Here is a 26,438-nt window from a genome sequence, read left to right on the forward strand (position 1 = left end):
TGCATCGGCCGGGTGCGGCGTGTTTTGTATGATGAATACAGTCCTCTTGGTGGAATCGGCATGTTCGAACTTTTCTGGCGCGGCGTTGCGATCGGCGTTGGCGCAACGGTCCTCATGGATCTGTGGGCGATCCTGCTGCACAAATTCTTCGGTGAGAACCTGCCCAACTGGGCGCCTGTGGGCCGCTGGTTCTGGCATCTGAAAGAGGGCCGTGTCTTCCATGACGATATCGGCAAGGCCGCACCCTACGCCCATGAATTGGCACTGGGCTGGATCGGCCATTACGTGGTCGGCATTCTCTACGGCGTGATCCTGGTGATCTTCGCTGGTGCGGCCTGGCTGTCCGACCCGACATTCCTGCCGGCCTGGATCCTCGGCATCGTCACGGTGGGGGCCGGCTGGTTCTTGCTGCAGCCCGGGCTTGGCATCGGCTGGGCTGCGTCGAAAACGCCCAATCCCACCAAGGTGCGCCTACTCAATCTGGTCGCGCACACGGTATTTGCGGTTGGCCTGTGGGGGACGGCGCTGATCATCCGCTGATGGGTCAGGGCAGGTCGCGCCACGAAGCGAACAGGGCGGCCTGGCCGTGGCGGTTGCCCGCTTCGTCGATCACTTCCCAGACTGTGGCATTTTCGATGAAGAAGCGTCGGCCGGATTTGGCAATGCGCACGCCGTGATAGTCGGCGATGAATCCCTGCTTCTTGACGGTGTCGAGCAGGCGCTGGCGTTCGTCACGATTCGGAAACTCCGCCGACAGGCGGGAGGGCAACTGCGTCAATTCCTCCCAGCTGTATTCAAAACAATCCTGTACGACCTTGTTTCCATAGATAAAAACAGGATCGGCCCTGGTGTCGTGGGCCAGAAGACAGAAGGGCGCCTCGGCGTAGAGCCACGCGGCGTCTGCCCGGTCGGCCGGAGGAGCTGGGAAAAGGCCGCGCCCTGTCAGGCGACGGAGGCTATGATCGAGCAAAGCGGCGAAATCGGTATTGCCGGCAAGATCCGGCCAGGTCTCGGCGAGCTCAGGGCTTAATGTCATGATCGTATGGCGGTTGTGAGGATGAGGCCGCGCAGCGGGCGCATCGAAGCGGGAGCTGCCGGTTACACGCAACAAATCTCGTTGCCTGATGACAGCAGGTCAAGTCCGACGGTTGAAATTGATCAGACAAAACTTCCGGCCTGACTTGCGGCTGACATGTCAGTCTGTTATCGAAGATTGTATATTGAAAATTCGATGGATGACAGGGATGACGCACCAATTTTTTGGCCTTTCGGTGGCATTGGCCACACCCTTCGATGGCGATGGGCAGGTCGACGTCGCCCGTGCCATCCCGCATGCACGCTGGTGCCTCGCCAATGGTTGCGGCAGCGTCACGCTGTTCGGCACGACCGGGGAGGGGGCGTCGATCGCTTCCGCCGAGCGTGAAGCCTTGCTGTCGTCCTTCCTGGCTGATGGCATCGAGGCGCGGCAGATCGTGGTTGGCGTGATGGCAAATGCCGTTGCCGATGCTGCGGCGCAAGCTCGGCAGGCGCTGGATGCCGGTTGCCGCGGCGTGCTGCTGGCGCCGCCTTCCTATTTCAAGGGGCTGAGGGATGACGGCCTGTTTGCCTGGTTCGCTGCCGTGTTTGCGGCGATCGGGCCGAAGGCAAGGGATGTCTATCTCTACAACATACCCTCGGTCACCGCCGTGGAGCTTTCAGTGGCCCTGATTGGGCAACTGAAGCAGGCGTTTCCGGCAGTTGTGGCCGGCGTCAAGGATTCCTCGGGCAATTGGCCGTTCACCCAGGCCCTCCTCGAAGCCCATCGCGATCTCGCCATCCTGATCGGCGACGAGCGAGGCCTGGCGGCCGGCGTGCGCTTGGGCGGGCAGGGGGCGATCTCCGGCATGGCGAATATCTGTCCCGGGCGCATGCTGCCGATGGTTCACGAAGGACGGGACGATGCGGGACTGATCGCCCTCGTCGACGAACTCGTCCACTATCCGGTCATCCCGGCGGTCAAGGCCCTGGTTGCCCATCGCACCGGTGATGCAGCATGGTCGACCACAAGGGCGCCTCTGGTGGCGTTGCCGGAGCAGGATGCCAAGAGGCTGGCCGGCTTGTTCGACCGCATCGAGCAGACGAAGGCGGCCTAGAGACGCACTAAAACAAGGAGCTGGAGCAAATTGCGATTGGGAAAAATCGCATTTTTCTCCGGGCCAGGGAGGGACGGATGGAGGAGGGCGGCGAACCGCTGCGATTGCGGGAAAAGGCTTATGCCAGTTTCACCCGCCATTTGTTGGCGCGCGATGTTCGTCCCGGCCAGTTCGTATCCCAACGCGAGTTGGTGGCGCTGACTGGCCTGCCGCTCGGGGCCATCCGCGAACTCGTGCCGCGCCTGGAGGCGGAGGGCCTGCTCTCCACCATCCCCCAACGTGGCATCCAGATCGCCCATATCGATCTCAGCCTGATCAAGGATGCCTTTCAGTTCCGGCTATTCCTGGAAAAGGAAGCCATCGCGCTCTTCACCGTTTCGGCTTCCGATGGCTTGCTGGCGAAGCTGCGCCATGAACATGAGGACATGCTGGCCAGGGGACTGTCGGAAGAGTTGGCGCCCGAGATGGTGGAGCAGGCGCAGGCGATCGACTGGAACCTGCACGACACCATCATCGACTCAACCGGTAACGAGATCATCGCCAAGGCCTACCGCGTCAATTCGATCAAGATGCGCCTGATCAACCAGGAGCGTTTTCGCATCGATGGCCGGGTGGTGCCGGTGATGCGCGAGCATCTGGCCATTCTCGCTGCCATCGAGAGCCGCGAGCCGCAAAAGGCGGTGGACGCCATCGCCGAACACATCAACAACGCCCGTGCCCTGGCGCTGAAGGTTTAGCGCCAGGACGATCCACAAGACAGACGATCCAAAAGAAGCTTTGGGAGAAGGAACCTATGAGTTTTGATTTGTTGAAGCCGTCGCGCCGGCAATTCCTGGCCGGTTCCGCCGCACTCGGCGCTGCCGGTCTGGCGGGTATCCGGCCGGCCTTCGCGGCTGTCGACTGGAAGAAATATGCCGGCACCACGCTCGAAGTGAACCTGATCAAGAGCCCGCGCGGCGATACGCTGCAGAAATACCAGAAGGAATTCGAGGAACTAACCGGCATCAAGGTCAATGCCGAGCAGACTCCCGAGCAGCAGCAACGCCAGAAGGCCGTCATCGAGCTGACTTCGGGCAAGCCGAGCTTCGATGTCATCCATGTCAGCTACCACGTGCAGAAGCGCCAGTTCGAAAAGGCCGGTTGGCTGGCCGATCTCGGACCGTTCCTCAAGAACCCGGAACTGACGGATCCTTCTTTGGTCGAGAGCGATTTCGCCGCCGCGGGCCTCGCCTTCGCCAAGGACAAGAATGGTCGCTTCGGTGCACTGCCCTTCTCGGTGGATTACTGGATCGTCTATTGGAACAAGGATCTGTTCGCCGCTAAGGGGCTGGAATATCCCAAGACCTTCGAGGAGATGGTCAAGGCGGCAGAAGCCATCACCGATGCCAGCAACAACATTGCCGGCTTCGTGGCGCGCGGCGCCAAGAATGCCAATGTGCCGGTGTGGACCAGCTTCCTGCTCGGCCATGGCAAGAACCCCGTCGGCGCAGACGGCGCGCTGCAGACCGATTCCGCCGAGGCCATCGAGGCGGCCGCGCTCTATCAGCGCCTGATGACCAAGTCGGCTCCGCGCGGCGTCACCGGCTTCAACTGGGCCGAATGCCAGTCCGCCTTCCTGCAGGGCAAGGTCGGCATGTGGCTCGACGGCGTCGGCTTTGCCCCGCCGCTGGAGAATCCGCAGAAGTCTCGCGTCGTCGGCAAGGTCGGCTATGGCGTGATGCCCAAAGGGCCGGTGACACAGGCCTCCGCCACCTTCGGCGATGGCATCGGCGTTACCGAGGCCTCGGCAAAGAAGGAAGCCGCCTATCTCTATTGCCAGTGGGCGATTTCCAAGGAGATGGGTGCGCGCTTGTTGCAGGCTGGCGCGGGCGTGCCGTTCCGCAGTTCGATCCTGAACGACGCCAAGGTCCGTGAAGGCGTCACCATGCCCGGAAGCTGGGTCGACTGTGTCGCGCAGTCGGCGCCGATCAGCCAGCTCGGGCTTCCCGTGATCATTCCGGTGACCGAGTTCCGCGATATCATCGGCGTGGGCCTGACCAATCTGCTCGGCGGCGCCGATCCGGCGGCGGAGATGAAGAAGGCGACGGAGGCCTTCAAGCCCGTGCTCGCCCGCAGCGAGGCGCAATGAGCGTCGAAAGCCCAGCCAGATCTTCTGCTCAGGCGATGGCTCCTGCCCAGGCGGCTGACAGTGGTTCCGGCCCCCTGCGGCCGGGCTACTGGCCCTTTATTCTGCCGGCACTGGTGCTCGTATCGGCTGTGATCGTCTTTCCCTGGCTGTTCACCATCGGCATGAGCGCCAATGCCTGGCAGGTCGGATCAGCGCCGCGCTTCGTCGGGCTCGAGAACTATATCCGCCTGGCCGGCGACATGCGGTTCTGGGAGTCGATGTGGCACACGCTCACCTACACCGTGCTCTCAGTGGTGGCGCCCCTGATCCTGGGCACGCTGGCGGCCCTGGTCTTCGATTCGAAGATGCCGCTACGCGGCGTGCTGCGCGGCATCTTCGTGATGCCGATGATGGCCACGCCCGTCGCGGTCGCCCTGGTCTGGACCATGATGTTCCATCCCCAACTCGGCGTCCTGAACTACCTCTTGTCGCTGGTGGGCATTCCGCCCCAGGCTTGGATCTTCGAGCAGGGCACGGTAATTCCCTCCCTGGTGCTGGTAGAAACCTGGCAGTGGACGCCGCTCATCATGCTCATCGTGCTCGGCGGACTGGCCTCGATGCCGCGTGAACCCTTCGAAGGCGCTGAGATCGACGGTGCAAATGCCTGGCAGAAATTCCGCTACATCACGCTGCCGATGATCCTGCCCTTCATGATGATTGCGGTGATCATTCGTTCGATCGACGCCCTCAAGAGCTTCGACATCATCTATGCAATGACACAGGGAGGCCCGGGCACGGCCTCGGAGACCATCAACCTCTATCTCTACAATGTGGCCTTCTCCTATTACGACATCGGCTACGGCTCGGCGATTGCCGTGGTGTTCTTCGTCATCATCATCCTGATGTCACTGGTGCTGCTGCATCTGCGCCAGCGCGCGAAATGGAACACCTGAGGACAAGAAGATGAAGGCTTGGATGATGAAGTTTCGGACGATGACCTTTCGAAGTCTCCTGCGTCTCGCCGGCACGCTGTTCCTGGGCTTCGTCGTGGTGTCGCCGGCGCTGCTCTTTTTCATCTGGATGCTGTCGCTCTCACTAAAATACGAGATCGACAACGGCGCCTATCCGCCGATCCTGATTCCCGAACAGTTCGCCTGGTCGAACTACACCGAGATCTTCGCCACCAACGATTTCCTGCGCTATTTCTGGAACAGTGTGGTCGTCACAGGCGCGGCTACGGCGCTGGCGCTGATCGTCGGCGTACCGGCGGGCTACGGCATTGCCCGCATCAAGGCCGACAAGGCGGCGATGGTGATCATGATCGCCCGCATGACGCCGGGCCTGTCCTTCCTGATCCCGATGTTCCTCTTGTTCCAGTCGCTCGGCCTGCTCGGCACGCTGTGGCCGCAGATCATCATCCATCTGGTGGTGACGATTCCGATCGTGATCTGGATCATGATCGGCTATTTCGAGACGACACCGCTGGAGCTGGAGGAAGCGGCCATGATCGACGGCGCTTCGCGCTGGCAGATCTTCTACAAAGTGGCACTGCCGATCGCCAAGCCCGGCATCGTGGTCTCGCTGATCCTGGCCGTGATCTTCTCCTGGAACAATTTCGTCTTCGGCATCGTGCTGGCCAGCCGCGAGACGCGCACGCTGCCTGTCGCCGTCTACAACATGCTGTCCTTCGAGCAGGTGAGTTGGGGGCCGCTCGCCGCCGCAGCGCTGGTTGTGACGCTGCCGGTGCTGTTGCTGACTTTGTTCGCCCAGCGCCAGATCGTCGCGGGCCTAACGGCCGGGGCGGTGAAATAGGGGCTGTCTCCTGCCACTTCCACGTGGCAGAACCGTACTTGATGACAGCCTCCGCTGTCACGCCCATGCCAGTCAGGAATTATGCAGCGTTTTCTGAGTTGTATGCATTGTCGTGAGGGAGGCTGTCGTCGGTTGGCTCAAGCCAGGCACGTGTTCGGCCTCGATCGCGTGCCAGTTCGATCTCGAGGGTGACCAAACCGACGGCGTCTGCCCACAGGCTGGAAGCGATGGTGCCCCGCCCATTCGTCCAGCGCCAGCGATCGCCCTGCCATTGCTGGATGGCGTGGAACCCTTCCGAAAGACCTGGATCGTCGAGAGCAATCTTACGAAATCCGTTCGAATCATGCACGTCCAACCGATGTAGAGGCACGCCTAAACGGCGATCATCATAGGTCTCCACATCCGTATGGCGGGGCACGAAAGTGGAGGAAGATAATGCGATAGCTTTGACATGAGCTGGGAAAATCAAGCGATAGAATGTATCGGACAAGGCGTGGACACCCAGGTCGTCTTCTCCCCCTTCCGTCTCAAAGCGCAAAGCTGCCAGGTTGGAAAGTGTCCAACCGAGTTGCTTGGCCCGATCCAGCAACTGAACGCGTATGGCCGCCACGATCGGGCCCTCGGTCACCAGTGGCAGGCAAGCATCTGAATTCCAGTTTCTGCGACGCGGTAACTGAGCATGGGGCTGCCTACTGCGTGTGGGAAAACTCACCTGTCCCTCTCCGAGTTCAACTACTCTGAAGAAACTCTTGCCCCTGGTGTCGAGGAAGCTCTCCGTCGGTAGATTCTCAGCCAGAAGCACGTCATGCTGTTCCAATTCGACATGCCAATAGACCACCCTGTCGAGCGGCACTTGCGAAATGGTCGCTCCATTGTCGAGATGCTTGATCGGAATGAGCACATCTGACAGGCAGGGTACTGCCACCGCGTGATCCGGCGATAACCACAGATCGCGAGAGGGACGATGATCGCCGAAAGCGTGGGCGCGGATTCTAAAGGGGTAGGTCTCCTCCGGTTGGGAATGGCGGATTGGTTCCACCTCATTACACCCCAGCCATACAATCTTGCGACGACTGCTATTCGCAGTGATGACTACGTCGCCAATCCTCAAATGCTCAACCGCAATATTGCCCCGGGTCGTATGGATCATCGTCCCGGCTACGAAGCAGGGAGCATCGCCGAATGTTGCCTTGGGCAGTGGGGCGTCAGTTGTAAGCGGGACTGTCTCAAGCTGCGTACCGGTCCAATAAATGTTCTCGCCCGACGCAGAAACGACATTGCCAAATTTGTCAATAAAAATTGTAACAATTTTTTCGCTTCCTTTGGAGTTGTAAACGCTGCCAACAAGCTTATAGCCTTCGAAACTCTGGCCGTTGACTGGAGAATTGTATTCTTCGATAGAGGTTCCGCCACCAAGACTTCCGATAGACGCGCCGTCTATTATAACTTTTGGCCCCGGATCAAATAGATCTTCCTCTACATACTCCACTTTAACCTTAACGGGGTATGGATGGTTCACGTCGCCATTTGGGTACAATAGAAATTCAGGTACGGTAATATTCCCTGGAACGCTCATCCTCTTACGACTCCGTATAAAGGCCATAATTGGCAGAGAGGTAGGATTGTGGCTGAAATTTAAATTAAAGGATTTTCCATCTGGAAAAATGACATATCTATAGAATTTATATCTGAAGGTAGTGTTTATGCCTTCTTTTGCAATCAATCAACGGCCAATTTGTTGCGCCGAATTCTTTTCAGCGACGCCATTGGCGACCTGCATGATTAGCATCGAAGGTATTCCGTTGTGAGGTTCTATTGGCCCGCAGCTTTTATAGGGCGACACCAAAGAAAAACCCGGCGAGATGTCTCGCCGGGTTCGAAGTTACTGCGTGAGGAGGTAGAAGGCTCAGGCCTGCCCGATCGGCGGAATGCGCAGGACCCAGCCGGGGAGGATGTGGTCGGGGTCCTTGACCGGCGGCGTATTGGCCTTGACGATCTCCTTGTAGAGATTGCCCTTGCCCTTGCCATAATGCTTCTCGGCGATGGCCCAGAGCGTGTCACCCTTTACGACCGTATACATGGTCGAGGGCGTTCCGGGGGCGTTGACGCCGAGCTGGCTGTCGACCTGCGCCACGCCATTGTTGTTGCCAGCGGTGAGAATGATCTTCTCGGCGACTTCCTGGGAGGGAGCTACGCCGCCCAGGACGACCTTGTCTCCATCCACCGAAACCTGCAGGCCATCGGCCTTGAGGCCGGCTTCCTCGATCTGCTTTTTCACCAGCGCGGCAACATCGGTCGAAGCTGCCGCCGGCGCTGCCTCGGCCTTGCTCGAACCGAACATCTTATGGCCGGCGTCCTTGATGAAATTGAACAGTCCCATGTTCACTCCAGGCGTATCAGGCAAAATTACCTAAAGATAGGCTAGCATGGAACGGTTGTGCGGTCACACAAATTCGAGGCAAACGGGCCCGGCAAGTGCAGCGTCTGTCGAAGCGGTCGCCTGCGCAGTCAAGCACAACGTCAAACGCCTGTCTTCGTGGTGAAGCGACAGCGGGCGGGCCGATCTCCCACGCGAATACTGGCTCGGCAGGAGTTGAGCGACGAGTTCCGGGATGATCATGGCATTCCCGGTACGATGCCGAAACAGTCCGAAATCAGCGATGGATGGCGATAGCGCGAGCCGGAAAGCCAGAACCTCCTTTCGCCTTCGGCCAACTTGCCATGATCAGGGCGCCGACCTCCGGCACATCATCGAGATTGGCGAGCAATTCGACCTGCCAGCGGTCGCGTGACAGCACATAATGTTCGAGGCCGAAATCGCCCTTCGATGTCGCCACGCCGGGATCGGTGTCGATCTGCTCGTGGCCGATGGCGGCGATTTCCCGCCTTTCGAACAGCTCTTCGAGCACCGCCCGCGACCAGCCAGGGCAATGGGAAACGCCGTCTGCCGAGCGGTTGTAGAAGCGTTCGCTGTCCGGCCAGCGGCTTGACCACCCCGTACGCAGGGCAACGAAGCAGCCTGCGGGGATACGCCCGTTACGCTCTTCCCAGGCCGCGATGTCGCTCAGCTCCGGTGTCGCGTCGGGGCTGGCGGCAACTCTGTGCCGGATATCCAGCACCACCAGAGGCAGCAGCATTTCGGAGACCGGCAGATCGTCCACGGCGCGCCCGCCCTCGATGAAATGCACGGGCGGATCGACATGCGTGCCCCATTGCCCGACGAAGGCGTAGCGATGCACCTGGAAGGCATCGCCCTTGGGGTAGTCGAATACGACCAGGCGCTCCTCGTCCGGAAAGGCCGAGAAGCGTGGCTGCCCAGGGTGGAAGGCGTGGCTCAGATCGGTGAAGATCGCGCCGGCGAAGGCGGCGCGATAGACCTCCCAGAGGGGAAGGGGCGTGGCCATGTCAGGGCTCCGCGACGAAGGATGGCGCGGCTTCGCCAGCGAGCGTGAGCTTGCCGCCCTTGACGCCGATGACCGAGACCGACTTGTCCGGCACCGAGATATTCGGGCGGTAGGTGATCGTACCCGTCACGCCGTCGAGACCGGAGGTGGCCGCAAGGGCATCGCGGATCTTAGCAGGTTCGGGCGCGCCGGCTCGCTTGACGGCATCGGCCATCAGTTTCACCGCATCGTAGCCGAGTGCGGCGAAGGCATTTTCCGGTACGGTGTTGTAGGCCTTCTGGTACGCATCCATGAAGGCTTTCACCTTCGCGCTGGCGCCATCGCCGATGAAGGCGTGGGTGGTGAAATAGGTATCGTTGGCCGCCTCGCCGCCGACTTGCAGCAGCAAGGGCGTGTCATAGCCATCGCCGCCGACCACCGGCAGGGTGATGCCGGCCTGGCGTAACTGCTTGAGGATGAGGCCGATCTCCTCGGCATTGGCGGCCGCATAGATGAAGGCCGGCTTCTCGGAAAGCGCCTTGATCTTGGCGATCTGGGCGGTGAAGGTCTTGTCGCCGATCTTGTAGCTGTCCTTGCCGACGATCTTGCCGCCGCCATGCTCGTAAGCCTTGACGAAATAGTCGGAGAGCAGGGTGGTGTATTCGGTGCCGATATCCGTCAGCAGATAGCAGGTCTTGGCGTTCAGCGTCTTGAGTGCGAATTCCGCTCCCACGGCGGCCTGGACATTGTCGCCGAAGGCGGCGAGGAAGACCTGGTTGCCGAGCTGGGCCGGCAGCTTGGGCGAGGTGGCGCCGGGGGTGACGAACGGAATTTCCGCCTTCTGCACCTGGGGCCCGATGGCCAGCACCGAATCCGAATCCGCAAAGCCGATGATGCCGACGACCTTGTCGCTGTCGATCATCTGGCTGGCGACGGTGGAGATCACGGTGGCGTCGGATTTGGAATCATAGATCACCAGTTCGATCGGCCGCCCCAGCACGCCGCCGGCGGCGTTGATCTCCTGCGCTGCCAGCTTGGCGCCGTTCAGCATGGGGCCGTCGAGCGAGGCCTGCACACCGGTGAGATTGGCCGAATAGCCGATCTTGATCGGATCGGCCGCGAGGGCCGGGCCGGGGATCGCCAGTATGGCGGCGGCCGACAGGCCGAGGGCGAGGGTTCTGCGTCTGCTCAACGTCAACATCTGGTCACCTCTCAATTGATGGATTGTTCGCCGATGTTTTGGTCGCCCCGAACGTCAATTCGCGGTCGCCCATGATCCCCTTCGGCCGGAAGATCATGATCAGGATGAAGAGGATGCCGAGCACGATCTGGCTCGCCCCGAACAAAGGCGGCACCGCTATGCCGAGCAGGCTGAAGCCACGCTCGGCCGAGCGCAGCATTTCCGAAAGAAGGGAGACGCAGACAACGCCGATCAATGCACCCGAAAGGGAACCCATGCCGCCCAGGACGAGCATGGCGATCAGGTTCAGCGTCATGGCGAAATAGAAGGTAATCGGCGAGAAGGAGCCGAGATAATGGGCATAGAGCGAACCGCCCACGCCAGCGAAAAAGGCTCCGATCACGAAGGCGATCAGGCGCGTGCGCAGCACGCCGATGCCGATGGCGCCAGCGGCGATGGTGTCGTCCCGCACCGCCATCATCGAGCGGCCAAAGGGGGAATAGACGAGGCGCGCCAGCAAGAGCAGCGTCACCACCAGCCAGGCCATCACCCAGGGCAGATTGGTCTGCAGCGGCACGCCGGTGAAGGTGCGCGAGCCGCGGGTGAAGTCCGCTGCGTTGATCAGGACGACATTGACGATGATGAGAAAGCCCATGGTCGCCACAGAAACGAAGTAGCCCGACAGGCGCATCAGGGGATAGCCGACGATCACCGCGAGCAGGCCCGTGAACAGGCCGGCGGCCAGGGTTGCCGGCAGGAAGGGCAGGCTGAAGCCCGACAGCAGGGCCGGCAAATGCGGCAGCAAGGCAGCCTTTTGCTGCACCGTCAGCGACAGGATGCCCGAGGCATAGGCCCCCGCGCCGACGAAGCCGACATGGCCCAGCGAGAACACGCCGGTAAAGCCGTTGCTGAGCGAGAGCGAGAGTACCAGCACCGAATTGAGTGCGATCAGGATGAGTATGCGGGTGAAATAGTCGCTCAGGACAAGGGGGGCGCTGATGGCGACCACGGTGGCGAGAGCGATGCCGATCGCAGCGGTGAGCGGAAGGCGCAGGCCTGCTTTCATAGCTTGATCTCGCGATTGGGCTGCAGCAGGCCGCCGGGACGGAACAGCAGGAAGGCTATCAGCAGGCTGAAGACGATGGCGTCGCGATAGGGTGTCACCGCATCGGGCAGGAAGGCGACGATGAAGATCTCGAGGGCGCCGAGCATGTAGCCGCCGACGAGGGCGCCGGCGATCGACCCGAAGCCGCCGATGATCGCCGCGACGAAGGCCTTCAGCAAGGGCGTGAAGCCCATCTGGGGCTGGACGACGCCGGCCTGCGCCGCCCAGAGCACGCCGGCGAGCCCGGCATAGGCGGAGGCCACCACGAAGGCGATCACGATGACGCGGTTGACGTCGAGGCCGACGAGATGGGCGGCCGACATGTCCTCGGCCGCCGCCCGCATGCCGAGCCCGACGGTGGTGCGGGTGATGAACCACCCCAGCCCCAGCAGCGAGAGGAAGGAGAGGGCGATGGTCAGGATGTTGATGTTGGTGAAGGTGATGGCACCATCGGCCAGTTGCCAGGAACCGTTGAGCAAATCGGGCAGGGGAAAATTGCGCGGCGAAGAGGTGAAAGCCAGGATGCCGAGATTTTCAAGGATGTAGGTGACGGCAAGGCTGGTCAGCAACCGGGTGACGTCGGGTGCGTTGCGGATGGGCCGATAGGCGACGCGCTCGATCACGAAGCCCGCCAGGGCCGCAGCGAGGATGCCGCAGAGCATGGCGAGGGCGAAAGGCATGCCGGTCGCGCCGAGGATCACGGTGGTGAAGGCACCCACCATCATCACGTCGCCATGGGCGAAATTGGTCAGCCGCAGCACGCCGAAGACGATGGACAGGCCCACGGCGACCAGGGCGTAGAGGCTGCCGAGGCTGATGGCATTGATGACCTGCTGGAGGACATATTCGAACCCGTTCATTCGTCCGCCCCCAGATAGGCCTGCGCGACGCGGTCATTGGCCGTCAGCTCGGCCGAACTGCCCGACAGCACCACGCGGCCGGTGCGCAGCACATAGGCCCGGTCGGCCAGTTCCAGGGCGATGGCGATGTTCTGCTCGACCAGGAGCATGGTCATGCCCTGACGCTTGAGCTCGGCCAGCGCATCGAAGATGTGGCGGACCAGCAGGGGAGCGACGCCGAGCGAGGGTTCGTCGAGCAGAAGGAGGCGAGGGGCCGCCATCATGGCGCGGGCGAGGGCAAGCTGCTGCTGCTCGCCGCCCGAAAGCGTGCCTGCCAATTGCGTCAGGCGCTGCTTGAGAATGGGGAACAGGGCGAACATGCGTTCCAGGTCACGGACGATGCCGTCGCGATCATGCCGCGTGCAGGCGCCGAGGCGCAGATTATCGGCCACCGTCAGGCCGCCGAACAGGCGCCTACCCTCCGGACTATGCGAGATGCCGATCCGCACGATCTCGGCCGGAGGAAGGGTTGCGATGGCCCGGCCCGCGAAGGTGATGCTGCCGGCCCTCGGACGATTCAGGCCGGAGACCGTGCGTAGCGTCGTGCTCTTGCCGGCGCCGTTGGCGCCGACCAGGGCGACGACTTCACCCTGGCCGACATCGAGGGACACGCCCTTGAGCGCGCGTACCGCGCCAAATTTGACTTCGAGCCCGTCGATCCGGAGCAAAGGGGAGGAGAAGCGGGCGTCAGGCATGGCCGAGATAGGCCTCCCGGACCCTGCTATTGCTGCGCACTTCCGCCGGCGTGCCCGTGCAGATGACCTCGCCGGTGGCCAGGACCTGGATGCGCTCACACAGATTCATGATCAGATCCATGTCGTGCTCGACGACCACGACCGCGATGCCGTAGCGATCTCGGATGGTGCGGATCAACCCGGCCAGCACCCGGGTCTCGTTGGAATCGAGGCCGGCGGCGGGCTCATCGAGCAGCAGCAGCCGTGGCTGCGTCGCCAAAGCGCGGGCGATTTCGAGACGACGCTGGTCGCCGTAGGGCAGGGCGGACGCCGGCTGCAGCGCCTGCGGCTTGAGCGCCATCAAATCGAGCAATTCATCGGTGGCGTGTTGGGCGGCGGCGAGGCGCGCCCGAAAGCGTGCGCCGCGCAGGATCGCAGCAAACGGGCCGATGGGGTGACGAAGCTGGGCTGCGGCCAGTACATTGTCCCGCACGCTCAGCGAGCCGAACAGGCGCGATCCCTGAAAGGTGCGGGCGATGCCCCGTTCGACGATGGCAGCGGTCGACAGCCCGGCGATCGACTGGCCCTGGAACTCGATCGTGCCGGCATTGGGCCGCGAGAAGCCGGTTACCAGATTGAAGAAGGTGCTCTTGCCCGATCCGTTCGGGCCGATGATGCCGACGATCTCGCCGGCCCGTACGCTGATGGCCTGATTGCGCAGGGCGACCAGGCCCCGGAAGGCCTTGGTGAGATCGGCCGTGCGCAGCAGGGGCGCTGATGGTTCAGCCATCGCCGCGTCTCCGTGAGCTAGTCAGTTCCCTCACCAACTCGTCGGTACCAGCCTGCCGGCAATAGCCCTTGAAGGCACTCAAGGCCCGCTCGTGGCGCTCGGGCGTGTCGGTCGTGCAGGCGTCGACGGGGCAGACCATGCGAAAGCCGCGATCGGCGCCGTCGCGCACCGTATGGTCGATGCATTGATCGGTCAGGAAACCCGTTACCACGATGGTATCGAGCCCGATATTGCGGATGAGATATTCGAAATTGGTGGAGTTGAAGAGGCTGGACGAGGTTTTCGGCAGCACCATCTCGTCCCGACCGGGCGCGAGTTCGGCGATGACTCGCGTCTGAGGGGCACCAGGCGGGAAGTGAAAGCCGGTCTGCTTGTAGTCGAGGCTGCGGTCGCGCCCGTCCTCGGTCAGGCTGGCGATGACGGTATAGATGATCTCGGCGCCCGCTGCCCGGCCGGCAGCCAGCAGGCGCGCGATGTTGGGAATGGCGACGTCGCGGGCCGAGCGATAGAAATGGGGGCGTGCCGCCTCCGCTTGTGCGTTGAAGATGCCATCCTGGGTGTCGATCACCAGGATCGCAGTGCGGGTGGGATCGAGAGCTGCCTTGCGATCGGGGATCATCGGCCGGTCTCCACGCCGAAGCGCGCATAGGCTGCCGTCAGAATGGGAGCGAGGCGCTCCGCCCAGGCGGCTTGGCCGGATGCCTCGGCGATGAGGTCCTGGCGGATCTCGAATTCGACATAGGGCAGCCGCCGTTCCTCGCCATGAACAGGCACGGAATAATCCTCAGCCATGTTGACGCCGTAGGGTTGGTTGCGCCCGATCACGAGATCGCTCTGATCGGCCAGTTCGGCGAGGACCAGGTCCGAGAATTGCCTGTTGTCGTGATAGCAAAGGCCGACATGCCAGGGGCGCGGTGCGGGAGCGGCCCGGAGCGAGGGCGTGAAGCTGTGCATCGACACCAGGATCAGGGGCAGGCCGGCCACCAACTTGTGGTCGATGTGGGCGGATATCTCGGCATGATAGGGATCGACGATCTCGCGGATGCGGGCCCGGCGGTCATCGGCCGTCGGATCCTGGTTGGCCGGCACCAGCGTTCCATCGGAAATAGGCGCGATGAAGCTGGGCGAACCGAGCCGGCGGTTGCACTCGGCGACCAGACGCGAATAGCGCTGGAATATCAGCGGCGCCTGCAGACGATCGGACAGGCCTATGCTCACGCCCAGGATGCCGATGTCGATGCCGATATGGCGCTCGAGTTCCGATTGCGGCAAGCCCAGCCCAGCCAACGCGGCGGGAACTGCATTGCCGGCATGGTCGCAAATGATCAAGAAGGGGGAGGATGCCTCACCATTATGCAAGCCGACCGGCGGCGGATCGCCAGCGGCGAGCAGGCCTGTTGGGGCAGGGCGCTGGGGCGAAGTCATCAATAGGCCCTCGCATAAAGGGCGCAGAGTTCTTCCAGGCCCGTATCGCCGGCCATTTCGATCTCGCCGCGCTTATGCATGAGATAGGCCTTGGTCAGGACTGGCCCCAGCCAAGCGACGGCGGCGGTGTCGGCTTCCAAGGCGTCCAGGGCTTCGCCGAGGCTGCGCGGCAGGTCGTCGATGCCGCGCTCGGCACGCTCCTCGGCACTCCAGCGCCCGGGATCGCCGCTGGAGATGAAGGGGGCGGGCAGGGCTCCGCGTATGCCAGAAAGTCCTGCAAAGACCAGCATAGCCAGTTGCAGATAGGGGCTCGCAGTGGCATCGGCGCCGCGATATTCGATGTTGTAGCGCTTGGCGACGTCGACGCCCTCGATCTCGGGATAGGGGCAGATTCTCAGGAGCGCCTCGCGGTCCCGATCGGCGAGATTGGCGTAATAGGCCGACCAGGAATGCGGCTTCAGCCGCTCATAGGAAATCACGCTGGGCGCGGTGATGGCGCACAGGGCCCGGGCGTGCCTGAGGATGCCGGCACAGAAGGAAGCAGCGATCTCGCTCAATCCGGACGGGCATCCGGTGCCGTGGCAGACCGGCTTGCCGGCAAGATCGGTCAGGCTGAAATGGATGTGAACGCCATTGCCGACGATGCCCGGCGTCACCACCGGCGAGAAACTGGCATGGCTGCCGTGGCGGCGGGCCAGCGAGCGGCAGATCTCGCGGAGCTTCACCGCCTGGTCGGCCGCCTTCAGGCCTTCTGCCGGGTCGATGGTGATCTCATACTGCCGTGGGCCGTATTCAGGCAGGAAGGTATCGGGGGCAATATCGTTGGCGCGCAAAGCCGCCAGGAAGGAGCCGATGAAGCCCTCCATGCCCCTGATGCTGCTGGCGGCGTAGGAATCGCCCGGACGCTCTTCACCGGCGCCGTACCAGAATTCATGCTCGAAGCTGGCGATGAGGCGCAGGCCCGCTTCCGCCTCGAGCGCGGCGAGGGCGCGCTTGAGCAGGCCGCGCAGGCAGCAATCCCAAGGTTCGCCCGCCATGGTCTGAATGTCGCCGAGGATGATGTGCTCGGTGGGCGTGCCGTCGTCATAGGGCAGGCGGATATCCCCGCCCGGCTGTGGCACCAGCATGAGGTCGCCTTCCGCACCGAAGGGGGTGGCGGGGATGCGGCCGAAGCAATTGATCATGATGTTGGTCGGGGTCCAGCCGACACCGAAACGGCGGCGGTTCTCCAGATCGGTGGCTGGAAATCCTTTGCCTCGGACCTGACCGGCAATGTCGCTGCAGCAGACCGTGATGACGCTTTCAGGCATTGTCGCCATTGGCGTGTCGTTCCCCTGTTTTTATTGGGACGAACGCTAGCACGCGAGAATTATTTCTTACAAGATGATGTTGATAGCGGTGATGCCGTAATTTTTAGCAAAATGAGAAAACGTCACGGGAGCAGCTTCTGCCGTACGCCTTCGATGGTTTCGAAGCGAGCCCTGGCAATCGACCATTGCCGGGAATTGATTGCAAGCGCGACCGCTTCCACCAGGGCGATCACGCCGATCAGGCTGTCCCAAGGCGAGGGGACGTCGACGCGCGCCCTCAGCACGATGTCGGCGACCTGGGCGGCATCCGACATCCACTGGTCCGTGAAGAGGGCGACCACGGCTTCACGGCTCTTGGCCACCTCCGCCGTACGCACTGTGTCGGCCTGATAGCGGCGAATGTCGAACAGGATAACGACGTCCTTGCGCCGAAGTTCGGCAAGCTCGTCGGCGCGTCGCATCAGCGCCGTGGAGAACAGCCTTACCTTGCCGCGAAGCTTGCGCAGGTGGAATTCGAGATGCCGCGCAGCCGGTTCGGTGAAATCGCCGCCGAGCAGGAAAACCTGACGCCTTTCATCGATGAGAATGTCCACCAGGCGTGCCAGTTCCGCCTCGTCGATCATGGCAATCGAACCCTGCACCGTTTCGGCCAGGGCGCCGCTGAATTCGATGAGCGCCGATGTCGAGGCATCGGCATGCGGACGCGTCAGCGGGAATTCGGCCTGGGCTTCCATTTCCTCGCGCAGCGCCCGCCGGAAGTCGGCATAGCCTGGAAATCCGAGCTTGGCCACGAAGCGCAGAATGGTGGGAGAACTCACCTTGGCTCTTTCGGCAAACAGAGCCACCGTCTCCATGCCGGTGGTGGGATAGCGGGCGAGGAGGGCGCGCGCCGCCCGCTTTTCAGCATCGCTCAGGGACGGCATGGTCGCTGCGACACGATCGGCAAGCGTCGTGCCGGTCTGGGGCAGGGCGGCTTTCGGGGGCTCCATGGCGATACCTCTTCTCGACGTCCATGCGGAGGCCATTGTCTTTCACAATGCCTCGGTACAGGATAGGCCAATTACGAGCAAAGCCGTAATTTGAATTACAACGAAACAACCCCTTCCCGCGAGGACTTCATGGCAGGCCTTCCAGCCATTGACGCGCCGGGCGGTGCCTACCGGGAGCGTGAAATCGTTCCGGCCCGAACGGCACTGCTCAATGTCGACATGCAGAATGGCGAGTTCAACGAGCAGATCCTGGCTCGGGCACGCATGCCCGATACGCCGGAAGCGGCAAAGCAGGCCTTTTACGAGCGTATCGACAGCGTGGTGATCCCTAACCAGGCTCGCCTCCAGGAAGCGGCGAGGGCCGCCGGCATCGAAGTGATCTTCACCGTGCTTGAAAGCCTGACCCAGGATGGGCGCGACCGCAGCCTGGACCACAAGATTTCGGGCTTGAATTTCCCGAAGGGTTGCTGGGAAGCGCAAGTGATCGAGGCTGTCGGCCCCAGGGGCGATGAAATCATCATCCCCAAGACTGCGTCCGGCATCTTCAATGCCACCAATATCGACTATGTGCTGCGCAATCTCGGCGTGGAATTTCTGGTCATCTATGGGGTTGTCACCGACCAGTGCGTCGAGTCCGCCATACGGGACGCCGCCGACCGCGGCTTCCTCGTGACCCAGGTCGAGGATTGCTGCGCGGCCGAGACACCCGAGAACCATCTTGCATCGATCGAGAGCATGGGCGGTCATTATTGCCGTACGCGCAGCACCGACGAGATGATTGCCGAAATCAGGCGCTTGGCGAGTCGTAATGTCGCATAAATCCATTATCTATCAATACTTAGATATTGATAGATGAAGTGATTCATCAATTTCTAGGGGAGTTGGGCGTACGACCCGGCCGGGTCGTTTCGGCGATAGCGCGTGCCGCGGCTTCAAGAGCCGGGTCGCGTTCGGCATCGAGATCGGAGTCTGTGAACAGAGCGACCAACTTGTCGGGCGGAACACCCGTGATATCATAGGCTTGCCCATTTTCATTCAAGTAGATCTCATTGGGGACACCGAAGCGCCAGCCATTCGGCAAATGGCGGATCAGCACGTCGGAGAAGACGCCCTGCGTGTTCTCGCCGATGAAAACGGGTTTGTTCGTGCGTCCCTGAAGAGACATGGCGAAGGCTTCGGCCGCACTGACGCTGTCATGGCCCATTAACAGCGCCATTGGCCCGTAAAAGCCGGGCCGCGATGACGGCATGACCATGATCGGCTGTGGCTTGCTGAATTTCGTCGGGTCGCTGGGGTCTATGCGAAAGATCTTGCTGGAGGCAAGGTAGGGCTTGGTGGTCAGACGGGCGGCAATCGCCAGGCCCAGCATTTCGGTGCCACCACCATTGGGCCGGATGTCGACAATGAGCCCCCGCAAGCCCGGTGCCTTGCCGAAAATATCGTCCAGCGCCGCATCGAGCGCCGCTGTCTGAGCCGTGCTTTCGGCATTCTTGTCGTAGTTTTCGAAACTGACGATCAGCAAATAGCCAACACCGTCAGGCAGCATGCCGAAAGCGAGCTGGCGGTTGCAGTACCAGGCGAGGGGTGTCGTCAGGAAGCGTTTTTCGACGATGGCCAGCGCCCGCTGGTGAATTGCCTCACTCCTGGCCGCGGGAGGACGCCAGCCGCTGAATTCCAGATGGCGGGCCGGTGCCTCGATCCAGACATGAGCATCCTCGAGCGGCGCCAGCATCTCACGAAAATGCGCAAAGAGCGTTTGTTCGTCGGTGGCAGAGCTGATCGTTGCACGATGCGCGGCTGTCATGGCAACCCAGTCCACGCGGTGCGGGGTAAAGAAGGGATAATGTTCGGCGAAAGTCCGAACGAAAACGTCGAAATTGGTCACGGGATCGATGGAGGAGGTTTGCGTGCAGGCCGCAGGCAGCGCGTCGATACGGGTGAGTTGGGTCTGAGTGGCGACACCGTCGACGTTCAGCACGAGCTGGTTCGGCTGTTGTCCTGGCCGGAAAACGAAGGCATCGGTCACGCCGGTGTCGTTATTGACACTGGAACCGGCAAACCGCACGGCGCTCCCGGAAGCCGCGACGCGCTCGGCCGAGGCGGATTTCTGACAGCTGATCGCCGTGATCTCGAAGCGCTGCAAATGTTCGCCGTCAATCGCATAGGCGTGGCCATAACCAGTCGTCAGCCATACGCCATCCGTCAAGTCCGATGCGGCCTGGGCCGGCGACGCCAGCAAGAGCGGGCAGAAAAGCAGTATGCGGCGCATCAGGCGACCTCCAAGCAAACGGCGGTCCTACTGGCTGAAATTGGCATGCATATGAACGGCCGTCGACCAGGCGGTAACATGAATGCGTTGCGCGGCTCACCGCGGCCTTGTCGAGGTTCTAGCCGGACGCATGACCGTTACGTGGCTCATGAGCGGTACGACAGCCTGGAAGAGCCTTGATCAGCGGGCTGCGATTTCCGGCGGTGCCGCTGGCTCAAGGTCGCCGTACATGCCGACCGAAACTGGTTCGGGAGTGGGGTGCCGCCCCACATCCTCTAATTCGCATAAGATATATTATGGAACATAATCCCATGCCTCCGGCTGGGCCAAGCGCTTGATAAACCGGGCTTCCTCAAAAAGCCCGGTCTCGGTCGGTGTACAAGACCGATGCGATCCGGTGTCCGGTCGGTCGTCTATCGGCCGACGGCCGCCAGGCCGCTGTCGATCTGGCCCGTGACGGCTTGTGGCAGCTTCAGGCGGCCGGCCAGTACATGCAGGTAGGAATTCTCGGCCGGTGATGCGGCGCCGACAGCGATGCGCGAAACGGCGTAGACTTCGGCGGCCAGTTCCGGCGTGCTTACGCCGCGTACGATCGGTTCCATGTCGAACGGCTTGCTCAACTCCTGGAACAGGAAGTTGCGCTCCTCGTCGGAGAGATCGAGCTTGTCGGCATGTCCGAGGATCAGGCTCTGCTCCTCGGCATCGACATTGCCGTCGGCCTTGGCCGCGTTGATCATGGCCCCCAGCAAGAGCTTGGCATGGCTTTCAGCCGCGGCCGGGGTTTCCACCGGCAGTGCCTCCACTGCACGCGCCTCGATAACGGGCGGCAGCGGCTGTGGGGTCGATAATTGCGGTGGCAGGAAGCCGCCGGGCGCGCTGTTCGCTGCGGCCGTGCCGTTGTCAGCCGCTGCCGGAGCGCCGACCTGCCCAGCCTGGCTACGCTGCCAGGCATGCAGCGCCAGCGCGCCGATAGCGGCAATACCGCCATATTTGACAGCCGCGCCAGCCAGGTCCCGTCCGGTCTCTGTAAACAGGATGCCCGCCGCTGCGCCACCAGCCGCCAGTTTCTTGCCTGGCGTGTTGAGAACTTGACCGCCGGCACCCAGCACTTTTCCAAGCAGATTGTTCAGATCCATTATTCGTCTTGCTCCTCTACGATCGCCCAGCCCGAGCTCGCCACGAACTTTCGGACGTCTCCATCTTGGGATTCGACCGGATCGATCAGCACGGCCGGATGTGGTGCCAAGAACCCGGCCGCTTCAAGGCCGCCAATATGAAATCTTGGTCATGAAGGCAATGCGAATTCGCCATATAATTACATATTTATTGTTATAATTCAATATGTTACAATATGATTCAAATCTACTAGATTGAGACTTCATTGCGCTGCCGAGACGCCCGGAACCTTGTCCAGGGACAAGGCGGTGCCGGTTTTGACCCGGTCCATTACCACGAAAGTCCGGAAGCGTTTGATGTTGCTGTTGGCGAAGAACAGCCGGCGTGTCAGCGCTTCATAATCGCCCATCGACGGCACGTTCAGGATCAGCACGAAATCCGTTTCTCCGGCGACATAATAGCATTGCTGCACGCCGCTCTCGGCCAGAAATGCCTTCTTGGCCTCGTCGATCAAGGCGCTTCGCTCACGCTCCAGGTCGACATTGACTACGATGGTCAGGTGCTGGCCAACTTTTGCCGGATCGAGCAAGGCGACATTGGCGGTGATGATGCCGCCCGCTTCCAAGCGGTGGATGCGGCGTTGCACGGCCGGTGCCGACAGATGAATGGCCTCGGCAATCCTGCGCTGCGGTGTCCGGTTGTCGCGCTGCAGGATCGCCAGGATGGCGACGTCGAACGCGTCGAGTTCGAGAGATGAGCCGGAAATGCGCGACATACGGACCTGACGATACAAAATTGCGTCAATACCGCTCAATCAGAGCGCATTCATCGCCCGATGCGCAATAGGATTGCGCCTGGAAATTGGAGATCCAACGATGTTTCTCGCCAATGCCGGTCCTCATCATCGCTCCCCGCTCCTCGTCGGCGACAGTGCCATATTGGGGGACGACGGGGCTGACGAAGTCGAGCGTTTCCTGGCCGTCCGTGCCGATCATCGCCCGACTCCCCTGCTCTCTTTGTCCGCGCTTGCGGCGCGGCTCGGCATCGGCGAACTCCTTGTGAAAGATGAGGCGCATCGTCTAGGTCTTTGTAGTTTCAAGGCTCTTGGCGGAGCTTATGCCGTGGTGCGGCTAGTGATCGAGAGGGCCTGCCTGCTATTGGGGCGGCAGATCGACTACTCCGAACTCGGCCAGGCCGACGTCAGGTCGGTTGCCGCCGGGATGATCTTCGCCTGCGCGACCGATGGCAATCATGGCCGCTCCGTGGCGCAAGGAGCCCGCTTCGTCGGGGCGAAGGCCGTGATTTTCGTGCATGGCGGCGTTAGCCCGGGGCGCGTGGCGGCGATCGCCGCTTTCGGGGCGGAAATCATGCGCGTGGACGGTACCTATGATGAATCCGTAACCGAGGCCGCCCGTGTCAGTGAAACCAAGGGCTGGACTGTCGTCTCGGATACCTCCTGGGAGGGCTATGAGCGTATCCCGGGTCTGGTGATGCAGGGCTATACCACCATCTTGCGCGAGGCCTTGCGACAGATGCGCGAGCCGCCAACCCATTTGTTCGTTCAGGCCGGTGTCGGCGGCATTGCGGCGGCGCTCGGTGGCCATGCCGCACTCGTCCTCGGAACACACAGACCGAAACTGGTGGTGGTCGAGCCCACTCTCTCGGCCTGTATCTTCGCCAGTGCTAAGGCCGGCCGTCCCGTAAAGGTCAGCCATGGCGCTCCCACGGTGATGGCGATGCTGGAATGCTACGAACCCTCCCAGGTCGCGTGGCGGATCCTGGCCCGCGTGGCGGATGCCTTCATGACGGTGGAGGACGAGGAGGCGATTGCGGCGATGAACAGCCTGGCGCGGCCTTTGCCGGGCGATCCGGCCATTGTCGCCGGCGAGAGCGGAGCAGCCGGTCTTGCTGGCTTGCTCCAGGCCGCTGGAGACGAAGCCATGCGTCGGACGTTCGGCCTGGATAGCGATGCTCGCATCCTGATGATCAACAGTGAAGGCGCCACCGATCCCGCGCGTTACCGTGAATTGGTCGGCCTCGGGCCGGAGGATGTGCAGATGGCAGGCGCGGAGCATCGGGTATGAGCGAGAACTCCATCCAAGCCGAGCGTCTGCTCGAGCGATTGCGCAGCCTTGGGACGATCGGCCGGGGCGAAAACGGTCAATTGGTCCGATTGGCAGCGTCCGATGCCGACAAGGCGGGACGCGACAGCCTGATGGGGTGGCTCGACGAAGCGGGCCTCGATGTTGGGATCGACAGGATCGGCAATATCTTCGGCATCTGGCGGCCGGAGAGCGTGCCGGACGAGGCACCGCTTCTGCTCGGCTCCCACATCGACACCGTCATCGATGCGGGGATCTATGATGGCTGCTACGGCGTATTGGCGGGTCTCGAAGTGATCGAGACGCTGAAATCATCGGGCTGGCGCCCAAGTCGACCGATCGCCGTAGCCGCCTTCACCAATGAGGAGGGCGTGCGATACGCGCCCGATATGATGGGTTCCCTCGTCCATGCCGGGGGATTGTCGATCGAGGAGGCGCTGGCCTCCATCGGCACCGATGGGACCAGGCTTGGCGACGAGTTGCGGCGGATCGGCTATGCGGGCGAATTGGAGCCGGGATTCCTGAAGCCGCATGCCTATCTGGAGCTTCACATCGAGCAAGGTCCGGTGCTCGAACGCGAAGGCCTGGCCATCGGCGCCGTCGAGACGCTTCAGGCCATCTCCTGGCAGCGCATCACCATCGAGGGTGTCGCCAATCACGCCGGCACCACCCCGATGTCCCTGCGCCATGATGCCGGCCATGCCGCCGCACGCGTGATAACCTTTCTGCGCGAAAAGGCTGTTGCCGCCAATACACCGTCAGTGGCGACCGTCGGTAGTCTTCGGTTCGAGCCGAATGCCATCAACGTCATCCCGGCACGGGCGATCCTCACCGTGGACCTGCGCGATCCCGATGAAACGCGCCTGCGCGAGGCGGAAAGTGACCTCGCCTCGTTCCTGGAGGTGCTGGCCCGGTCGGAGGGCGTCACGATCTGCGCCGAGCGTCTCGCCCGGTTCGAACCGGTGGTGTTCGACAATGGGCTGGTGGAGCAGATCGAACAGGCTGCAGGCCGGAATGGCCTGCGCTGCCGTCGGATGACTTCCGGTGCCGGGCACGACGCGCAGATGATGGCGCGGATAGCACCTTCAGCCATGATCTTCGTGCCCAGCATCGCCGGAATCAGCCACAATCCCAAGGAGTTCACGCCTGATGCGGATCTGGTTGCCGGTGCGGCCGTGCTCCTCGACGTGGTGCGAAATCTCACGGCCGCACCAGGCTGATTGCGGCTCAGGCTGCCTACCTCTTTTATGAGAAAGTCGATTTATCCTATTGGATAGAAAAAGATTTTATCCGGCATCCTTGAGGCGGGAGGTCGAAAGCTCGCCCGCCGCCTCGAGGATCGGATAGGCCACAGCGGTCAGATGCGCGACGATGCGCTTGAGGTCGCGGATGACGTCCATATGCAGCGAGCTGGTCTCGATCGAGGCTAGCGTGCCGGCACGCAGGCGGTTGAGGTGGCTCTCTGCCGCCGAGCGTTCGAAATTGCGGATATGATCCTTGGCGACCACCAATTGGCGAGCCATGACGGGATCCTGGGTCATGAACACCGTGATGGCGAGCCGCATCTGTGCCACCACTTCGCGATGCATGGCCTTGATCTCGGCCCAGCCCTCGCTCGAGAAGCTCAAATTGAGCCGCTGCTTCTTGGCCGCCAATTCCAGCAGGGTCTTGTCGAGAATGTCACCAACATGTTCGAGATTGGTGGTGAACAGGATGAGTTCGAATGCTTTGCGGCTCATATCCTTGTCGAGCGGCGTGCGCGTCAGTCGTGTCAGATAAAGCTTGATGTTCTCCTGCAGCCGGTCGACCTGATAGTCGAGCTGGCTGATCTGCTTGCGCCGGGAATCGTCGTTCTCCTCGAAGGTTATGATCGATTCCCGCAGCATGATCTCAACGAGCTCAGCCAGCCTGATCACCTCGCGCGAGGCCGCGACCAGCGCGACCGAGGGACTGTCGAAGTCTCCCTCGTCGAGAACCGGCGAGGGGCGCTCGCCGATCGGCGCCTCCGGGGCCTTCACCAGTCTTTCGAGCAGGCGGGCGGTCTGGTCGATGAAGGGAAGGAAGACGACCAGGAGCAGCAGATTGAAGCCGACATGGAAATTGGCGATCTGGCGGGCTCCCGAGGCCTCCAGCTGCGCCAGCCAGGGCTGGATGAGGCCGATCAGTGGCAGCAGCACGACGGCTCCGACCACTCGGGTACCGAGATTGCCGAACAAAGCGCGCCGGACTTCAATCGGCGCTGTCAGGGACAGGCCCAGCGGTGCGAGCCCGGAGCCGATATTGGCACCCAGCACCAGGGCAAGGCCGAGCGGAATGCCCACGACCCCTGCCCCGGTGAGCGACATCACCAGAAGCAGGATAGCCACGCTCGAATGCACCAGCCAGGCCAGCGCGGCGCCGATCAGCAGTGCGGCCCAGGGCTGGCCGTTGAGGCGCTCGAAGATCAGCGTCATGATTTCGCTCTGGCGGATCGGCTCGGCGATCCCGACGACCAGATGCAGCGACAGGATCATCAGGCCCAGGCCGATCATGGCGCGGCCGACGTTCTGCGAGACGGATGAACGCCCGAGCATGAACGCGGCCACGCCGGCGATCAGCAGAACCGGCATCAGGGCGGAAAGATCGAAGGATAGGGCCTGGACCACGAGCGTGGTACCGACATTGCTGCCCAGCAGCACGGCCAGGGCCATGCCGAGCGTGAGGAAGCCCCGTTCGACGAAGGACATCACCAGAAGAGTCGAGCCGGTCGAACTCTGAAGGGCTGCGGCCACCCCCGCTCCGGCCAGGCAAGCCGAAAAGCGGTTGGAGGTGGCGCGCGAAATCACACCACGCAATCGTTCCCCGAAGGCCCGCATGATGCCTGTCTTCACCAGACGAGTGGACCAGATCAGAAGTGCGATACCGGCGAGAAGATTGAGAAAAACGTGCTGACCAGCCAACCGAACAATTCCTTAGGACGAATCCCCTTGGTGACAAGACGGACGAATCTATCACATAAGCAATTGAAATAGCATGAACATCAACGTCACATTTCGACGCGTGCGGTCAATTTGTTCCAGAGCGTTTTGCGATTTGGCGGTCACGCCAGGAATCACAAAGACGCTTCAGCCAATCCGTTGGATTGGCTTGGAACGAAAGAGCGTGA

The 26,438-nt window shown here is 62.0% G+C and carries 26 protein-coding genes; 9 read left to right on the top strand and 17 right to left on the bottom strand.

The features are described from left to right. Positions 1-60: 60 nt before the first annotated feature. Positions 61-540 carry a DUF2938 domain-containing protein gene (locus tag ACN6KF_RS08115; RefSeq protein ID WP_434956358.1) on the top strand — a complete coding sequence of 160 codons (480 nt, stop codon included), beginning with the start codon at positions 61-63 and terminating at the stop codon, positions 538-540. A gap of 4 nt (positions 541-544) precedes the next feature. Here the strand turns inward: ACN6KF_RS08115 and ACN6KF_RS08120 are convergent, their stop codons facing one another. Then, positions 545-1,036 carry an MEKHLA domain-containing protein gene (locus ACN6KF_RS08120; protein WP_434959635.1) on the bottom strand — a complete coding sequence of 164 codons (492 nt, stop codon included), beginning with the start codon at positions 1,034-1,036 and terminating at the stop codon, positions 545-547. A gap of 208 nt (positions 1,037-1,244) precedes the next feature. Here ACN6KF_RS08120 and ACN6KF_RS08125 point away from each other — a divergent pair, with 208 nt between their 5' ends. The 5 genes from ACN6KF_RS08125 (at position 1,245) to ACN6KF_RS08145 (ending at position 6,051) form a co-directional block, all read left to right on the top strand. After that, a complete protein-coding gene (locus tag ACN6KF_RS08125) occupies positions 1,245-2,132 on the top strand; it encodes a dihydrodipicolinate synthase family protein (RefSeq protein WP_434956359.1) in 888 nt (295 codons plus the stop codon). Between the two features lie 77 nt (positions 2,133-2,209). Next, the gene (locus ACN6KF_RS08130) at positions 2,210-2,869 is read left to right on the top strand and encodes a GntR family transcriptional regulator (protein WP_434956360.1); all 660 of its coding nucleotides are present in this window, start codon (positions 2,210-2,212) and stop codon (positions 2,867-2,869) included. Between the two features lie 56 nt (positions 2,870-2,925). Next, a complete protein-coding gene (locus ACN6KF_RS08135; protein ID WP_434956361.1) occupies positions 2,926-4,260 on the top strand; it encodes an ABC transporter substrate-binding protein in 1,335 nt (444 codons plus the stop codon). A gap of 35 nt (positions 4,261-4,295) precedes the next feature. Next, positions 4,296-5,192 carry a carbohydrate ABC transporter permease gene (locus ACN6KF_RS08140; protein ID WP_434959636.1) on the top strand — a complete coding sequence of 299 codons (897 nt, stop codon included), beginning with the start codon at positions 4,296-4,298 and terminating at the stop codon, positions 5,190-5,192. Between the two features lie 40 nt (positions 5,193-5,232). Beyond that, positions 5,233-6,051: a carbohydrate ABC transporter permease gene (locus ACN6KF_RS08145; RefSeq protein ID WP_434956362.1), complete on the top strand. Its 819-nt coding sequence runs from the start codon at positions 5,233-5,235 to the stop codon at positions 6,049-6,051. A 79-nt stretch (positions 6,052-6,130) separates the two neighbouring features. Here ACN6KF_RS08145 and ACN6KF_RS08150 read toward each other — a convergent pair whose 3' ends face one another. The 12 genes from ACN6KF_RS08150 to ACN6KF_RS08205 form a co-directional block, all read right to left on the bottom strand. Beyond that, a complete protein-coding gene (locus ACN6KF_RS08150) occupies positions 6,131-7,774 on the bottom strand; it encodes a Hint domain-containing protein (protein ID WP_434956363.1) in 1,644 nt (547 codons plus the stop codon). A 183-nt stretch (positions 7,775-7,957) separates the two neighbouring features. After that, entirely contained in the window at positions 7,958-8,431 is a 474-nt protein-coding gene (lysM, locus tag ACN6KF_RS08155) for a peptidoglycan-binding protein LysM (protein WP_434956364.1), read from the bottom strand. Positions 8,432-8,705: 274 nt separating this feature from the next. After that, positions 8,706-9,455: a cyclase family protein gene (locus ACN6KF_RS08160; RefSeq protein ID WP_434956365.1), complete on the bottom strand. Its 750-nt coding sequence runs from the start codon at positions 9,453-9,455 to the stop codon at positions 8,706-8,708. 1 nt (position 9,456) lies between these two features. Beyond that, a complete protein-coding gene (locus tag ACN6KF_RS08165) occupies positions 9,457-10,635 on the bottom strand; it encodes an ABC transporter substrate-binding protein (protein WP_434956366.1) in 1,179 nt (392 codons plus the stop codon). 4 nt (positions 10,636-10,639) lie between these two features. Next, positions 10,640-11,680 (bottom strand): branched-chain amino acid ABC transporter permease, encoded by a 1,041-nt coding sequence (locus ACN6KF_RS08170; RefSeq protein ID WP_434956367.1) that lies wholly within the window; start codon positions 11,678-11,680, stop codon positions 10,640-10,642. Then, positions 11,677-12,579, bottom strand: coding sequence for a branched-chain amino acid ABC transporter permease (locus ACN6KF_RS08175; protein WP_434956368.1), 903 nt, complete (start codon positions 12,577-12,579; stop codon positions 11,677-11,679). Before ACN6KF_RS08175 ends, ACN6KF_RS08170 begins: the two co-directional genes overlap by 4 nt. Continuing rightward, positions 12,576-13,313, bottom strand: a complete 738-nt coding sequence (locus ACN6KF_RS08180) for an ABC transporter ATP-binding protein (protein WP_434956369.1) — start codon at positions 13,311-13,313, stop codon at positions 12,576-12,578. The genes ACN6KF_RS08175 and ACN6KF_RS08180 overlap by 4 nt, the downstream gene beginning before the upstream one ends. Then, positions 13,306-14,082 (bottom strand): ABC transporter ATP-binding protein, encoded by a 777-nt coding sequence (locus ACN6KF_RS08185; protein ID WP_434956370.1) that lies wholly within the window; start codon positions 14,080-14,082, stop codon positions 13,306-13,308. Before ACN6KF_RS08185 ends, ACN6KF_RS08180 begins: the two co-directional genes overlap by 8 nt. Beyond that, positions 14,075-14,701, bottom strand: coding sequence for a cysteine hydrolase family protein (locus ACN6KF_RS08190; protein ID WP_434956371.1), 627 nt, complete (start codon positions 14,699-14,701; stop codon positions 14,075-14,077). The genes ACN6KF_RS08185 and ACN6KF_RS08190 overlap by 8 nt, the downstream gene beginning before the upstream one ends. Further along, a complete protein-coding gene (locus tag ACN6KF_RS08195; protein WP_434956372.1) occupies positions 14,698-15,507 on the bottom strand; it encodes an N-formylglutamate amidohydrolase in 810 nt (269 codons plus the stop codon). Before ACN6KF_RS08195 ends, ACN6KF_RS08190 begins: the two co-directional genes overlap by 4 nt. After that, a complete protein-coding gene (locus tag ACN6KF_RS08200; RefSeq protein ID WP_434956373.1) occupies positions 15,507-16,826 on the bottom strand; it encodes a type I glutamate--ammonia ligase in 1,320 nt (439 codons plus the stop codon). The genes ACN6KF_RS08195 and ACN6KF_RS08200 overlap by 1 nt, the downstream gene beginning before the upstream one ends. 113 nt (positions 16,827-16,939) lie before the next feature. After that, positions 16,940-17,806, bottom strand: coding sequence for a MurR/RpiR family transcriptional regulator (locus ACN6KF_RS08205; RefSeq protein ID WP_434956374.1), 867 nt, complete (start codon positions 17,804-17,806; stop codon positions 16,940-16,942). A gap of 129 nt (positions 17,807-17,935) precedes the next feature. Here ACN6KF_RS08205 and ACN6KF_RS08210 point away from each other — a divergent pair, with 129 nt between their 5' ends. Then, entirely contained in the window at positions 17,936-18,625 is a 690-nt protein-coding gene (locus ACN6KF_RS08210; RefSeq protein WP_434956375.1) for a cysteine hydrolase family protein, read from the top strand. A 46-nt stretch (positions 18,626-18,671) separates the two neighbouring features. Here the strand turns inward: ACN6KF_RS08210 and ACN6KF_RS08215 are convergent, their stop codons facing one another. The 3 genes from ACN6KF_RS08215 to ACN6KF_RS08225 form a co-directional block, all read right to left on the bottom strand. Next, positions 18,672-19,949, bottom strand: coding sequence for a S41 family peptidase (locus ACN6KF_RS08215; RefSeq protein ID WP_434956376.1), 1,278 nt, complete (start codon positions 19,947-19,949; stop codon positions 18,672-18,674). 539 nt (positions 19,950-20,488) lie between these two features. Continuing rightward, positions 20,489-21,211, bottom strand: a complete 723-nt coding sequence (locus ACN6KF_RS08220; RefSeq protein ID WP_434956377.1) for a tellurite resistance TerB family protein — start codon at positions 21,209-21,211, stop codon at positions 20,489-20,491. Positions 21,212-21,453: 242 nt separating this feature from the next. Beyond that, entirely contained in the window at positions 21,454-21,966 is a 513-nt protein-coding gene (locus tag ACN6KF_RS08225) for an Lrp/AsnC family transcriptional regulator (protein ID WP_434956378.1), read from the bottom strand. 100 nt (positions 21,967-22,066) lie between these two features. Here ACN6KF_RS08225 and ACN6KF_RS08230 point away from each other — a divergent pair, with 100 nt between their 5' ends. Then, positions 22,067-23,275, top strand: coding sequence for a diaminopropionate ammonia-lyase (locus ACN6KF_RS08230; protein ID WP_434956379.1), 1,209 nt, complete (start codon positions 22,067-22,069; stop codon positions 23,273-23,275). Beyond that, positions 23,272-24,513 (top strand): Zn-dependent hydrolase, encoded by a 1,242-nt coding sequence (locus tag ACN6KF_RS08235; RefSeq protein WP_434956380.1) that lies wholly within the window; start codon positions 23,272-23,274, stop codon positions 24,511-24,513. The genes ACN6KF_RS08230 and ACN6KF_RS08235 overlap by 4 nt, the downstream gene beginning before the upstream one ends. Before the next feature lie 66 nt (positions 24,514-24,579). Here ACN6KF_RS08235 and ACN6KF_RS08240 read toward each other — a convergent pair whose 3' ends face one another. Next, the gene (locus ACN6KF_RS08240; protein ID WP_434956381.1) at positions 24,580-26,232 is read right to left on the bottom strand and encodes a Na/Pi cotransporter family protein; all 1,653 of its coding nucleotides are present in this window, start codon (positions 26,230-26,232) and stop codon (positions 24,580-24,582) included. Positions 26,233-26,438: the final 206 nt, after the last annotated feature.

Origin of the sequence: Labrys methylaminiphilus subsp. lupini (genome assembly GCF_051161885.1) — a bacterium.
Taxonomy (GTDB): Bacteria; Pseudomonadota; Alphaproteobacteria; order Rhizobiales; family Labraceae; genus Labrys.